The organism is Vibrio sp. 03-59-1 (assembly GCF_013114135.1).
Classification (GTDB): Bacteria; Pseudomonadota; Gammaproteobacteria; order Enterobacterales; family Vibrionaceae; genus Vibrio; species Vibrio cortegadensis.
In genome coordinates this window covers 54,196-68,389 of sequence record NZ_VTYA01000004.1, presented here as the reverse complement: position 1 = coordinate 68,389, position 14,194 = coordinate 54,196, and the positions used below count along the sequence as shown (strand labels likewise).

The window sequence follows — 14,194 nt, the reverse complement described above, 5'->3', positions numbered from 1 at the left end:
TTTTAATGAACGAAGTTATTGGAGATACGATCTCATACTTCAAGATCCCACTAATTTACCATTTTTAAGCAAGCTGCACCAATCACAATAATCATATATAGCAAGCAGTTATTCGGTTTTGTTTTACTTCGACTATTTTTGATGGGATTTTAGCCAGATTACTCACCTGAAGAGCCATTGAGCCCATATTTTCGGATCATGCCTCTTAACTGATGATAGCTTAATCCCAGTAACTCTGCGGCTTGACGTTGATTAAATTTACTCTGCTTGAGGACCTGATTCAGCAGTACTTTATCTTGCTGTTCTTGCCATAACTTGTAGTTTAATGGGAAAGAAAAAGCCTGTTCATCTGTCGAACTGTCATCGATAACATCTGATTCTTGGCTATCCCAATGAGGTATGAATGGGTCAAATATCAACTCATCAATGGCATATTGTGAGGTCCCATTTTGATATACCGCTCGTTCGATAACATTTTTCAGTTCTCGAACATTACCGGGCCAAGGGTAAGCGAGTAACTCATTGACAGCGCTTTCAGTGAACCCTGAAAATAGCTCCAGTTGGAGTTCTCTACACATTTTGATCGCGTAGTATTCAGCCAGAAGTAATATATCCTCTTTACGCTCTCGCAGTGGTGGTAAATTGATAACATCAAAGGCTAGCCTATCTAATAAATCGGCTCTAAATTCGCCAGTCTTTGCGAGTTGAGGTAGGTTGGCATTCGTCGCACACACTAATCTGACATCTGCACTCAGGACTTTTTGGCCACCGACTCGTTCATACTGACCATATTCAATCACCCGTAAAAGTTTCTCTTGTACGGAAAGTGGCGCAGTAGCGAGTTCATCCAAAAATAGAGTACCACCTTCTGCCCGTTCAAATCGGCCTTGATGACGGCCTTTTGCCCCAGTAAATGCTCCAGACTCATGTCCAAAAAGTTCCGAGTCAATTAATCCTTCGCTTAATGTTGAACAATTGAGCGAAACTAGCGGTTGATCCCAGCGTTTAGAGAGATAGTGTAGTCGCTGAGCAATGAGTTCTTTGCCTGTTCCTCGCTCACCAATAATCAGTATTGGTCTTTGGATTGGAGCCAGTTTCGATACTTTGTCCAACACCGCGAGAAAAGCAGGTGATTCACCGATTAAGTTCTGTTTCATTTGAGCTTGGCTCCTGTGTGGCTAAATTTACCAACAATAGGTTAAATTCATCATAGCATGGATTGGGTGCATTCCTTGCTTTCTTGTAACTTATTGTTTTTAAATAACTATAATATTGGCATGGTTATTGGTTATATAACAATATACATAAACAGGTGTATTGAAGATTTAACATTAATAAGGGGAACCACCATGGGTATTTTTTCTCGTTTTGCAGATATCGTAAATTCAAACATTGGCGCATTGCTGGATAAGGCTGAAGATCCTGAAAAAATGATTCGCCTTATTATCCAAGAGATGGAAGACACTTTAGTAGAAGTGAGAACTAACTCAGCAAAAGCCATTGCTGATAAAAAAGAGTTAGCGCGTCGAGTGGAAGCAATGGCCGATCAAATTAATGATTGGCAACAAAAAGCCACATTAGCATTAACGAAACAGCGTGAAGATCTTGCTCGTGCAGCGCTGATTGAAAAGCAGAAACTCGAAGATATTATTAAGGGTTTACACACTGAGCAGACACTCGTCGAAGAAACCATCACCAAACTTACCGATGAAATTGGTAAGCTTGAGACTAAAATTACCGAAACACGAGCGAAGCAACAAGCGTTAGCTATTCGTAATCAAGCGGCGTCAAATCGTCGTGATGTACAAAAACATCTGCATTCAAGCCGAAGTCATGAAGCGATGGCAAAGTTTGAGCAATACTCGCGTAAAGTGGATGAGTTAGAGGCGGAGGCTGATGTGTATGCAAAATCGGGTACTGCGAAGTCACTTGACCAAGAGTTTGCTGAGTTGCAAGCTAATGATGAAATAGAGAAAGAATTAGCGAAACTGAAGCAACAAGTTGAGCAACAAAACAAATAATTTAAAGCGGTTCATCACTTGGCTGCTTTAAACAAGAAAGCAGCTAGATAGCTTTGAATAATAAAAGGTTAGGAGTGGATTATGTCATCATTTTTTATAGCAGGCCCATTAATTGTTTTTCTGATTTTTGTTGCTCCGCTATGGCTGTTTTTACATTACAGAGGTAAGCGAAAATCGGAAAATGGCTTATCGAGCGAAGATTACCAAAGGTTACAAACCTTGTCTGAAAAAGCGGAGTCGATGCAATCTAGAGTCGAAACGCTAGAGCGTATCCTTGATGCGGAGTCACCTAATTGGAGGCGAAATTATGACTAAGCGAGAGCTCTACCGAGATACTGAAAATGGGAAAATATCGGGTGTATGTGCAGGTTTGGCAAACTATTTCGGTTCAGAAGTATGGTTGATACGAATCTTAGTCATTTCAGCCGCTCTGCTTGGTGGTAGTTTCTTAGTGTTATTAGCTTATATCGCCATGACGTTGATGCTGGAAAAACAACCAGTGCAATATGTCGAAAGCTTAAAATCTCAGCAAGAACATACCTTGAAAAGCAAACCTTGGCAGCAAGGAAAAACAGCAGATGCACTGCTGAAAACGTTAGAGCAAGAATTTAATCAAATAGAAACCAAAGTGCGAGACATGGAAGCGTATGTGACTTCTGACACTTTTAAAGTTAACCGCGAATTTAATAAGTTGTAGCGGCCAATTGTTATTAAATGAACCTTCGGAATAAGTTGAAGAGTGCGCTACTCCTCAACTTATTCTTTTTTATAAAGTTCTCAAGTTATTTACTGGAAGCTAATCGTCGATTCATCTATGTTAATAAGTAGAAAAAATAGTTAATACTACGAACATTAACAAGGATGATAAATCATGCACAAAGCGATATTGCTCCTGTTTGGAGCTTTGTTGGGGCTATCGGGCTGTGGAAGAGATCTTCCTCCTGTTCCAGAACCTGACTCTCGACCTGCTAAGTTGTTTCGTGTTTCGGTTGGAAATACACAATTTGAACGAAGCTTTCCTGCAACCAGTGACGCCGGTGATAAAGCGGTATTAGCATTCCGTGTTCCAGGGCAACTCCAAACCATTGATGTTCTTGCTGGGCAACCCGTTGAAAAAGGCGCACTTCTTGCCACGCTTAATCCTGATGAATACACCCTTTTAGAGCAGCAAGCAAAAGCCAACTTTAAACTTGCAGATGTTCAATATCAGCGCATGAAAAAGTTACGTGTTGATAAAGTGGTGTCTGAACAAGATTTTGACCAATCAAAAGCCAATCATAACTCCGCCAAAGCTCTTTTAGAGCAAGCCCAAGCCAATTTACGCTACACGCGACTTATCGCGCCCTATAAAGGCACCATTTCTATCATACCTGCGAAAACGAATGAATTCATCGATGCGAAACAAGGCGTGATGAATATTCAAACCAATGAAGTGCTTAAAGTCGTTTTTCAAATTTCTGATAAATTATTAAATCGCTTTGCTAACGGCAATCAAGTTAGTGTCACTATGGTTTTTGATGCTTTCCCAGAACGCTCTTTCCCATTAAGTTTTCAAGAGGTTGATACAGAAGCGGATTCAACAACAGGCTCTTATAAAGTGACTATGGTTATGGATCGCCCTAAAGATATTGGGATCTTGCCGGGAATGTCTGGCTCCGTTACCGCTATTGCTGCTAGAGGTAATGCGACTCGAATTCCACAAGATGCCCTATTTGAAGAACAAGGAGAAACGTGTGTTTGGCGCGTTTCCGATGAGGGGATTGTTGAAAAAGTACAAGTAACGCTGAATGAAAAGAGGCAAGTGCTTTCTGGCTTAACTGACGGTGATCAGATAGTAACGTCAGGGGTGAGTCAGATTGAAGCGGGCATTAAAGTTCGAGAATGGGTCAAGGAGCGAGGTCTTTAATATGAAAATTTGGATCAAGACATTCGCGTTATGCACGCTGCCACTACTCTATGATTGTGGAGAACCCACAACGGTTGATGTCGTCAGTACGCCGCTTGTGAAAGTGGTCGATGCGGGTAGTCATGAAATGCAAGATAACCTGTATTTCCCCGCCGTCGCAAATGCTGCCGAACGAGCGCATTTAAGTTTCCGAGTTTCAGGAGAAATAAATAAGCTTAATGTTCGTGAAGGAGATAGAGTCAAAAAAGGCGATATTTTAGCTGAAATTGATCCGACGGATTATCAGTTAGATGTGGATAATGCGAGTGCAAAATACTCGGTTGCAAACAGTCAGTTTGAGCGTTCAAAACCTTTGGTTAAAAAAGGGCTTTTAGCGAAGTCACAATTTGATGAGCTTGCAGCGCAAAGACAAATCGCACTGTCTGAATTTGAGTTAGCAAAACTCCGATTGTCATTTACGAAATTACGCGCTCCTATTGATGGCATGATTTCACGAGTGAACGTGGATCAATTTGAAAATATTCAAGTAGGCCAACAGGTGGTTAATATCCATAGCGTTAAGGATGTGGAGGTGATGATATTACTTCCAGACCAAATCTATGTGAAGCAACCTGATCCTGAGAAATTGGCCAAGGTGAGAGCCACGGTACGAGTTCCAAGTGGTAATGAATATTTGGCTTCAATCAAAGAATTTACCACGGAACCTGATCCAAAAACGGCGTCATATACCGTTACTTTGACACTCCCAATGCCTCAAGAAGAGTTCATTTTAGATGGCATGGCAGTAGAAGTGACAACAAAAGGGGAGTCGATTGAAATCGACCTGAACGCAGGGGTGAATATTCCGATAGAAGCCATATTCAATGCTGGGGGATTACAGCGTGAAAATATGTATGTTTGGGTTTTAAATGAAGATTCTACGGTCAGAAAACAGAAGGTGGTGACAGGTAAGGCAATCCAAGATCATATTCAAGTCACGGATGGATTAATGGGCTCAGATCAGATAGTGGTGGCTGGTATCAGCCGATTGCGAGATGGAATGGCGGTTAAAGTGATACAGCAAGAGGTGAATCAATGAGCAATTTAACAGAACAAAACATGCCTAAGCCTCAACCATCTTCACCACAAGATGATTCTGATGTCACTGGCGTTGCGGCTTATTTTATTCGTAATAAAGTGATTAGCTGGATGCTCTCTTTGATTTTCCTCATTGGTGGTGTCGCCGCATTTTTTGAACTTGGACGTTTAGAAGACCCCGCCTTTACCATTAAAGATGCAATGGTCGTGACATCCTACCCTGGCGCAACACCTCAGCAAGTGGAAGAAGAGGTGACTTATCCGCTTGAAAAAGCCATCCAGCAGTTGTCGTATGTAGATGAAGTCAATTCGCTCTCCAGTCGCGGCTTATCACAGATAACGGTAAGCATGAAAAATAGCTATGGTCCGGATGATCTTCCGCAAATATGGGATGAATTACGTCGTAAAGTGAATGATCTCAAATCACAACTTCCGCCGGGCGTGAATGACCCAAGTGTGATTGATGATTTTGGTGATGTGTATGGGATTTTATTGGCGGTAAGTGGTGAAGGCTACAGTTACAAAGAGCTGCTTGATTATATCGATTATTTACGACGTGAGTTAGAGCTAGTTGATGGTGTGAGTAAAGTTTCGGTGTCAGGTCAACAGCAAGAACAAGTCTTTATTGAAATCTCAATGAAGAAAATTAGCTCACTTGGGTTATCACCAAACACTGTTTTTAATCTGCTTTCGACACAAAATGTCGTGTCCGATGCTGGTGCTATCCGCATCGGTGATGAGTACATTCGCATCCATCCCACGGGTGAGTTTGACGATGTAGACCAGTTAGGCGACTTAATTTTAACGGATGGCGGCAGCGATGGGCTGATCTACTTACGCGATGTTGCCGAAGTGAAGCGTGGTTATGTGGAAGTGCCAAGCAATATCATTAATTTCAACGGAAAGTTGGCACTGAATGTTGGTGTTTCGTTTACCGCTGGAGTGAACGTAGTTGAAATTGGCAAAGCTTTCGACCGTCGTCTTGCGGAACTGAAATTCCAACAGCCAGTAGGGATTGAGATAGGCGAAATTTACAGCCAACCAAAAGAAGTCGACAAATCCGTCAGTGGGTTTGTGGTCAGTCTTGGGCAAGCTGTTGCAATCGTTATTATTGTTCTGCTCTTCTTTATGGGGCTTCGTTCTGGCTTATTAATCGGTTTGATACTGTTGCTTACGGTTCTGGGCACGTTTGTCTTCATGCAGTACTTCAAAATCGATCTGCAAAGGATCTCGTTGGGTGCGTTAGTGATCGCCCTTGGGATGCTGGTGGACAATGCCATTGTGGTGGTAGAAGGGATACTCATCGGTACCCAGAAAGGACGAACTCGGTTACAAGCGGCAACCGATATTGTAACTCAAACCAAGTGGCCATTATTGGGGGCGACAGTGATCGCCGTGACCGCGTTTGCTCCGATTGGTTTGTCACAGGATTCTACGGGTGAATACTGTGGAACACTGTTTACCGTTTTACTTATCTCATTGATGTTAAGTTGGTTCACTGCCATATCATTAACGCCATTCTTTGCCGATATCTTTTTTAAAGGTCAGAAAACACCAGAACAAGGAGAGGATTCTGACCCATATAACGGCATGGTGTTTGTTGTTTATAAGAACTTTCTCGAATTTTGTATGCATAAAGCGTGGCTCACGGTTGCAGTGTTAATCATTGGCTTAGCAGCGAGTTTGTATGGCTTTACACAGGTTAAACAATCCTTTTTTCCTTCATCAACTACCCCGATGTTCATGGTTGATATTTGGATGCCTGAAGGGACTGATATTCGAGCGACGAATACAAAATTGAAGGTATTGGAAGCTTGGTTAGCAGAGCAAGACGAAGTATCTCATGTCACCACAACGGCGGGTAAAGGTCTGCAACGTTTTATGCTGACTTATGCTTCAGAAAAAAGTTATGCCGCATACGGTGAAATTGTGACTAGAGTGAAGAGCTATGAGGTGTTGACCCCCTTAATGGCTCGGTTCAGAGAGCATATACAATCTCAGTTCCCTGAAATTAACTTTAAGCTGAAGCAGGTGGAGCTAGGGCCTGGTGGTGGCGCGAAGATTGAAGCGCGTTTAGTGGGTTCTGATCCAACAATATTACGTAAATTGGCAGAACAGATAATGGACGTTATGTATGCCGATAGTGGTGCGCATAATATTCGTCATGACTGGCGTGAACGAACAAAAGTCATTGAGCCACAATTTAATGAGAGCCAAGCTCGTCGTTATGGGATCAGTAAATCTGACGTTGATGAATTCTTAATGATGTCGTTTTCGGGTAAATCAGTGGGTGTGTACCGTGATGGCACAACGTTGATGCCGATTATCGCGCGTTTACCTGAAGATGAACGAGTGGATATCAGGAATATTGAGGGGATGAAAATTTGGAGCCCAGTATTAAGCGAATTCATACCGTTGCAACAGATCACTCAAGGTTATGAGATGCGCTGGGAAGATCCGCTGATTGTGCGTAAGAATCGTAAGCGTATGCTAACGGTGATGGCAGATCCCGATATCTTAGGAGAAGAAACCGCATCAACGTTACAGAAGCGCTTACAACCACAAATCGAAGACATTGAGATGCCCGCGGGCTATTCATTGGAGTGGGGAGGGGAGTATGAGTCCTCTAGTGACGCACAAGCTTCGCTATTTCAAACCATGCCAATGGGCTACCTATTCATGTTCTTGATTACGGTATTCTTATTTAATTCTGTAAAAGAGCCATTGATCGTATGGCTGACCGTTCCTCTGGCGGTGATTGGGGTAAGTACGGGACTACTATTACTCGATACACCATTTGGCTTTATGGCGTTGCTTGGGTTCTTAAGCTTATCCGGAATGTTGCTGAAAAACGGTATTGTTTTACTCGATCAAATTGAGATTGAAATGCACTCAGGGAAAGATCCTTATCTCGCGGTAGTTGATGCCGCTTTAAGCCGTGTTCGCCCTGTTTGTATGGCCGCGATAACCACTATTTTAGGGATGATTCCGCTGCTGCCGGATACATTCTTTAAGCCAATGGCGGTGACGATCATGTTCGGTTTGGGATTTGCAACGGTATTAACATTGATTGCGGTACCTGTTTTCTATCGATTATTTCATCGAATTAAGATCACTGGCTAAGTAGGTGCGCTACTATATGACTATGCCTTTAAATGACCCATTTAAAGGCATTTTTTTGATATTTATCCATGTGTATATGTGCACAATAAAACAAGAATTTAAATCATGTTAGGTGACGATATGAGTGATATAGAAGATCATACTTGCCCTTGGGCGATGACTCATGAATTAGACCGTGAGTATCATGATGCTGAATGGGGTGTCCCTGTTTATGATGACATCAAGCTATTTGAATTTATTACCTTAGAAGGGGCGCAAGCAGGGTTGAGTTGGATTACGATTCTGAAAAAGCGTGAAGGGTATCGTGCTGCCTTTGAAGCTTATAACATTGAGAAATTGGCTCAATACGATGAAGATCATGTGCCCTACATTATTGAAAATTTTGATGTGGTTCGCCATAAAGGAAAAATTGCATCCGTTTATAGTAATGCGAGAGCGGCGTTGGCTTTGCAGCAAGAGTATGGATCTCTTGAGAAAGCGTTATGGCAATTTGTCGATGGAAAGCCAATCGTCAATCAGTGGCGTTCTCAAGATGAGGTTCCAGCGTTCACAGAACAATCAAAAGCGATGAGTAAGTTTCTTAAAAAGGAAGGGTTTAAATTTGTCGGTGAGACCATTTGTTATGCATTTATGCAGGCGACTGGAATGGTCAATGATCATTTAGTGACATGTCCCAAGTATCATTTGGATGCTCGCTAGGAATACAGTTTGAAGAGAATACAATAGGGAAAGGTAAGTGTTGATTTCAAATGCAACACTTACGCAATTAAATATATTATATCAATGGGTTAAGATGTAAGAGAGTTAAGATATAAGAGCGTTGTAGCGTTCAAGTCCTGATTCTAGATCGGCAATGAGGTCCTCAACATCTTCTAAACCTATGTGCAAACGAATGAGTGTGCCTGAAAAATTTGGGTTCGCAATGGTTCTTAAGCTATCGAAACTTTTAGGCTCATTCGCCAAAATCAGACTTTCGAATCCTCCCCATGAATAACCCATACTGAAATGAGTCATGCCATCGAGTAACGCGGTGGTTGCTCGTGGGTAAGATGTTTTCAATACAAAAGAAAACAGTCCGTTACCACCAGTAAAATCGCGCTCATAGAATTCGTGCCCTGGGCATGTTTCCAGAGCGGGATGACGGACATGATCGACTTCAGGGCGTGTTGCAAGCCATTGAGCGACCTTAAGGCTATTTTTAGCATGTTGGCGCATCCGCACATCAAGAGTTCGGATACCTCTTAGTCCGAGGTATGCATCATCAGGGGATACGCATTGTCCCATGAGGTAACTCTGCTCTCGAAGTTGGTCCCAACATTTCTCATTAGCGACAGCAGTACCAAGCATGACATCGGAGTGACCAACAATGTACTTCGTGGCAGCCTGAATTGAGATATCGACACCATGATCAAATGGTGAGAAATTGACACCAGCGGCCCAGGTATTGTCCAGCATAACGACAATATCGTGCTCATGAGCAATTCGAGCGAGGGTCGGAACATCTTGAACTTCCATGGTGATGGATCCTGGAGATTCGGTGAACAGAACTTTGGTATTCGGCCTGATCAATGTTCTTATATCTTCGCCTATTTGAGGATCGTAATACGTGGTTTCGACCCCCATTTTTTTCATTATTGTATTACAGAAATCTCGAGTCGGTTCGTAACAGGTGTCTACCATCAAAATATGATCACCGGTTTCAACAAAAGATAAAATGGCATTTGAAATAGCAGCGGTGCCGCAAGGGAATAGGGCACAGCCGGCTCCGCCTTCAACATCAACCATGGCATCTTGAAAAGCAAAGTGAGTATTGGTGCCACGGCGACCATAAAAAAGAGTCTTGTTCGCTCGATTGATCGTTGCGTGGTTTTTCTCGGCTACGGTATCAAACACAATCGTAGATGCGCGCTGAATAGGAGGATTTACCACGCCATTGGTCCACTTTTTGTCGCGGCCAGCGGTAATCAATTGAGTTTTTTTCTTTTCTGCCATTTGAATTCCTTGTCAGAGTCAATGCTGTGAGAGCTTACATAGTGATGTTAATGCTTATATAAAGCACGTTGAGGTCGAATAATGCAAGCTACGATTCGTTATGCGTTATTACCAATTGAAATTAGAGCAATGGATTGAATAAATAAAATGCACGTTCAAAAAAGCGGTTGTAAACAGATCGTTTGTTCCATTCCGGTAATAATATGCTGTGCGAACTATCAATATAAGTCTGCTGTAACCAATACAGTTCTTTAGTAAACGCCTTATCATCCACAGCGAGAGTGACTTCAAAATTGAGCCACAAGCTGCGCATATCAACGTTTACTGTTCCGACTAAGCAAAACTTCTCATCAACCACCACAGATTTGGTGTGCAATAGACCGCCATAAAATTCGTATATCTTGACACCTGCTTCTAGAAGTTCGCTATAAAAAGCACGAGATGCCCACTTGACCATCAGTGAATCGTTTTTGTGCGGAATGATTAACTCAACGTTCACGCCCCGCTGAGCCGTCATTTTTAGCGTTTCTAATAGATCAGCACTGGGAACAAAATAGGGTGTAGTGATTCGAATAGATTCATTGGCTTGATGCATGGCGATACTGAGGACTTGTAAAATGAGGTTTTCAGGCATCCCCGGCCCGGAAGGCACGACTTGGATAGGGTGAAGGCTCTCATTGGTATTAATTGTACACTCAGGTAATTGAGGAAAGACTCGTTCACCAGTCTCCACTTCCCAATCCCAGCAATGAATCGCGGAAAGAACATTGACCGTTGGGCCTGTGACCCTCACCATAATGTCAATCCACTGACCGACGCCTGAATCTTGTTTGAAATGTTCAGGGTCAACCAGATTCATTGAGCCTGTGTAGGCAATGCTATCATCGATAACAATAATTTTTCTGTGTTGACGTAAATCTAAGCGACGCAAAAATATACGCATAGGGCTTACTGCAAGTGCTTGCTTTACTTCAATACCAGAAGATTTCATCATGCCGAACCAATGACTTCGGAAAAATCGCGGGCTTCCGGCTGAATCCAGTAACAGCTTTACATTCACCCCTCGCTTAGATGCCTGTATCAATGCAGAGGCGACAGAGTCTGCTAACCCTCCTGGGTGCCAAATGTAGAAAACCATCCGAATACTTGATTGAGCGTTTTCAATATCTTGAATTATCGAGCGTAATATTTTGTCGGGGGAGTCTTGCAATGAAAGTGAGTTACCACTCAAAGCAGGGATCCCCATTCGGTTATTACATAGCTCATCAATTTTGGTGATATGAACGCTCATGTGCTCAGGAAGGTGAGCTTGGCAGTCGTTTAACTGATTAAACCAATTACCAAAAGGGGTGAACATTTTATGAGCGCGCTCTGCCCGTGTTCTGCCTAAATTAAGCTCCCCAAAAAGGAAATAACAGAACACACCAACAATAGGAATGATGTAAATAATCATCAACCAAGATAATGAAACACTCACGGCTCTGCGTTTTAGAACCACACGCAAGGTCACACCTGCGACAAGCACCCAATAAAGGACAACGCCAATGATCGTAAGATAATGATAAAGCTGTTCCATGAGATAAGTTCTGTAAGTTTAGATAGTTCTGATAGTAATGCGAAACTACTTGAATGGGAATTTTCTATGCGATCAAAATTGCAAGAAGATATGAAACCTCTTACCAGTGGATTGTTGTTAGAAAAGTGTTAAATGGCGAGATAAAAAGAAAGATTGATTAAAAAACCAACATTTAAAAGTGAAAATTTGAGTGCAATCCGAAAAATATACTGTTCGGACTTCCAATTTTAATCTCAAACTGTTTTACTTGCTAGACATCAAGCGCCAATCCATTTTTATTAGAGTGTAAATTAAAATTTACACCACCCTATAGGCGCCTTAATACGCACACACAACTTTGGTACATTTATTATGGCGAGTAGTTCTAGAGGCCAATTCTCTTCGAAGTTTGGTTTTATAATGGCCGCAGCGGGTTCCGCTGTTGGTTTAGGTAATATTTGGGGATTTCCCACACAAGCTGCGAGCAATGGTGGCGCGGTATTTTTAATTGTTTATCTATTGATGGTGTTCTTGCTTGCATTTCCGATGCTGGTCGCTGAACTTACTATCGGTCGTTACGGTCAATCTAACCCAATTGCATCATTAAAAGCAGTATGGCCAAAAGGTAAAGCAGGCGCGATTGCTGTCGGCTTAGCTGGCATGACAGCGGTATCTTTAATTTTAAGCTTTTATGCCATCGTTGCTGGTTGGTTAATTGGTTCTTTTGCCGGAAGCGGTCTTGACCTGCTTGGTATGAATGACGCTGCGGATTGGCTAACGGGTTTTGGTACGGCTCGAAACCTGATTTTGATGGTTATATTTATGCTGCTAACTATGTATGTAGTACGTAGTGGCGTTGCTGATGGTATCGAACGTTGGTCAACTCGTTTAATGCCTGTGCTTTTTGGTCTGTTCGGATTGATGATCATCTACATCTTTACGCAAGATGGTGCTGTCGAAGGTCTGAAAATGTACCTTGTTCCTGATTTCTCACATTTCAGTGCTGATCTTGTCGTTAGTGCAATGGGTCAAGCCTTCTTCTCATTATCACTTGGTGTTTGTACCATGATGGTGTACGGCTCTTACCTGAAAAAAGATACGAACTTACCTAAAACCGCAGCGCAGGTTGCATTGGTTGATACTGGTGTTGCATTTGGTGCTGGGCTGCTGATTCTTCCTGCAATGTTTGTGGCGAAAAACAATGGCGTAGAAATTTTCTCAGAATCAGGCGCATTACTAAGTTCAGATACACTCGTGTTTGCAGTTCTACCAGCGATGTTCGATACAATGGGCACAATGGGTATCTTTGTTAGTCTTGTGTTCTTCCTACTAATGATTATTGCGGCTTTAACATCATCTATTTCAATGCTTGAAGTGCCAGTTGCATGTGCGACTGAGGAGCTAAAACAGAGCAGAACAGTCGCAGTGGCGTGGATTGGTACCGTAATAACAGTGGTATCGTCAGTGATTGTTTTAAACTTTGGCGATCTGTTCGGCTTTGTAATTCAGTTAACGACTGTGTACGCGCAACCGATCATTGGCCTATTCATAACGCTGATTGCGGGCTGGATTTGGCATCGTAACAGTGTATTAGAAGAGCTTAAGCAAGGTTACCCAGAAATCGAAAGCGGCTTATTCTGGAAAGTATGGCCACTATATGTACGCGTTGTATGTCCGGTACTGATGCTGATGGTCTTCTTTGCATAAAGCGTCCATTTAATCTCAACACTTCTAATGAAAGCCTCGCCATTGCGGGGCTTTTTCGTGTGGTATCTCTGTAAGGAATCGCTATAATCAAGCGCCTATTATAGGAGCGCAGTCATGTTCGACATACTCTTTAGTCATTCCGACTTTGTAATCATTAACAAACACCCTAACGTCAGCGTCCACAAAGATGACGGTGATACCATGCTGCTCCAAGAAGTGGCTAAAGTGACTGGAGACGAAAAACTCTATCTGGTCCACCGCCTAGACAAAATGACCTCTGGTATTCTTCTATTAGCAAAACGCCATGCGGCCGCAAGTGCGTTATCTCAAGCATTTGCCAATCGAGAAGTGGAAAAATACTACTTAGCGATCGGAGCCAATAAACCGAAGAAAAAACAGGGGCTGGTAAAAGGGGATATGGAGCGCTCTAGACGATCTTCATGGAAGCTAATGACTACTCAGGTTAACCCTGCAATCACTCAATTCTTATCGCAAGCGGCCCTACCAGGTGAGCGGTTATTCCTTTGTAAGCCGTATACAGGGCGTACCCATCAAATAAGAGTGGCATTAAAATCTGTAGGTTCTGCGATTGTTGGTGACCCTATTTATAATTGTGGTGAGCCATCAGACCGTGGTTATTTACACGCTTTTGCTATTCGTTTCAAATACCAGCAAGAAGAGTTTGAATGCCTTTGCGATCCTAGAGAGCAGATAAACCTTGGAGCCAAGTGGCATGAGCAACCGACAAGTAGCAATATAGATGAGTGGCTGATGCCTTGGAAGATGAACTGGCCTAAGTTAACGACTAAATGA

12 protein-coding genes are annotated in these 14,194 nt (G+C 42.5%); 9 read left to right on the top strand and 3 right to left on the bottom strand.

Features of this window, described 5'->3' with window-relative positions; translation table 11 throughout:
• Positions 1 to 158 precede the first annotated feature (158 nt).
• The gene (gene pspF, locus F0249_RS05115) at positions 159 to 1,157 is read right to left on the bottom strand and encodes a phage shock protein operon transcriptional activator (RefSeq protein ID WP_171756057.1); all 999 of its coding nucleotides are present in this window, start codon (positions 1,155 to 1,157) and stop codon (positions 159 to 161) included.
• Positions 1,158 to 1,349: 192 nt separating this feature from the next.
• Between pspF and pspA the strand changes: the two genes are divergently transcribed.
• The 7 genes from pspA to F0249_RS05080 all read left to right on the top strand — a co-directional run bounded on the left by pspA (position 1,350) and on the right by F0249_RS05080 (position 8,826).
• Positions 1,350 to 2,021: a phage shock protein PspA gene (pspA, locus tag F0249_RS05110; protein ID WP_017054735.1), complete on the top strand. Its 672-nt coding sequence runs from the start codon at positions 1,350 to 1,352 to the stop codon at positions 2,019 to 2,021.
• A gap of 81 nt (positions 2,022 to 2,102) precedes the next feature.
• Positions 2,103 to 2,336: an envelope stress response membrane protein PspB gene (gene pspB / locus F0249_RS05105; RefSeq protein ID WP_017054736.1), complete on the top strand. Its 234-nt coding sequence runs from the start codon at positions 2,103 to 2,105 to the stop codon at positions 2,334 to 2,336.
• Positions 2,329 to 2,718 carry an envelope stress response membrane protein PspC gene (pspC, locus tag F0249_RS05100; RefSeq protein WP_017054737.1) on the top strand — a complete coding sequence of 130 codons (390 nt, stop codon included), beginning with the start codon at positions 2,329 to 2,331 and terminating at the stop codon, positions 2,716 to 2,718. The genes pspB and pspC overlap by 8 nt, the downstream gene beginning before the upstream one ends.
• Before the next feature lie 174 nt (positions 2,719 to 2,892).
• Positions 2,893 to 3,927: an efflux RND transporter periplasmic adaptor subunit gene (locus F0249_RS05095; protein ID WP_171756056.1), complete on the top strand. Its 1,035-nt coding sequence runs from the start codon at positions 2,893 to 2,895 to the stop codon at positions 3,925 to 3,927.
• A 1-nt stretch (position 3,928) separates the two neighbouring features.
• Entirely contained in the window at positions 3,929 to 5,005 is a 1,077-nt protein-coding gene (locus F0249_RS05090; RefSeq protein WP_171756055.1) for an efflux RND transporter periplasmic adaptor subunit, read from the top strand.
• A 20-nt stretch (positions 5,006 to 5,025) separates the two neighbouring features.
• Positions 5,026 to 8,127 (top strand): efflux RND transporter permease subunit, encoded by a 3,102-nt coding sequence (locus tag F0249_RS05085; RefSeq protein ID WP_171756166.1) that lies wholly within the window; start codon positions 5,026 to 5,028, stop codon positions 8,125 to 8,127.
• Between the two features lie 120 nt (positions 8,128 to 8,247).
• On the top strand, positions 8,248 to 8,826 hold the full coding sequence (locus tag F0249_RS05080; protein WP_171756054.1) for a DNA-3-methyladenine glycosylase I: 579 nt from the start codon (positions 8,248 to 8,250) through the stop codon (positions 8,824 to 8,826).
• Between the two features lie 105 nt (positions 8,827 to 8,931).
• On the opposite strand, the gene F0249_RS05075 is transcribed toward F0249_RS05080, so the two are convergent.
• Positions 8,932 to 10,119, bottom strand: a complete 1,188-nt coding sequence (locus F0249_RS05075) for a cystathionine beta-lyase (RefSeq protein ID WP_136995658.1) — start codon at positions 10,117 to 10,119, stop codon at positions 8,932 to 8,934.
• 121 nt (positions 10,120 to 10,240) lie between these two features.
• Positions 10,241 to 11,695, bottom strand: a complete 1,455-nt coding sequence (cls, locus tag F0249_RS05070) for a cardiolipin synthase (protein ID WP_171756053.1) — start codon at positions 11,693 to 11,695, stop codon at positions 10,241 to 10,243.
• A gap of 351 nt (positions 11,696 to 12,046) precedes the next feature.
• On the opposite strand from cls, the gene F0249_RS05065 reads away from it, so the two are divergent.
• Both F0249_RS05065 and F0249_RS05060 read left to right on the top strand, forming a co-directional pair.
• Complete coding sequence (locus F0249_RS05065; RefSeq protein WP_113795968.1) at positions 12,047 to 13,381, top strand: sodium-dependent transporter; 1,335 nt, start codon at positions 12,047 to 12,049, stop codon at positions 13,379 to 13,381.
• A 114-nt stretch (positions 13,382 to 13,495) separates the two neighbouring features.
• Positions 13,496 to 14,194: a TIGR01621 family pseudouridine synthase gene (locus tag F0249_RS05060; RefSeq protein WP_171756052.1), complete on the top strand. Its 699-nt coding sequence runs from the start codon at positions 13,496 to 13,498 to the stop codon at positions 14,192 to 14,194.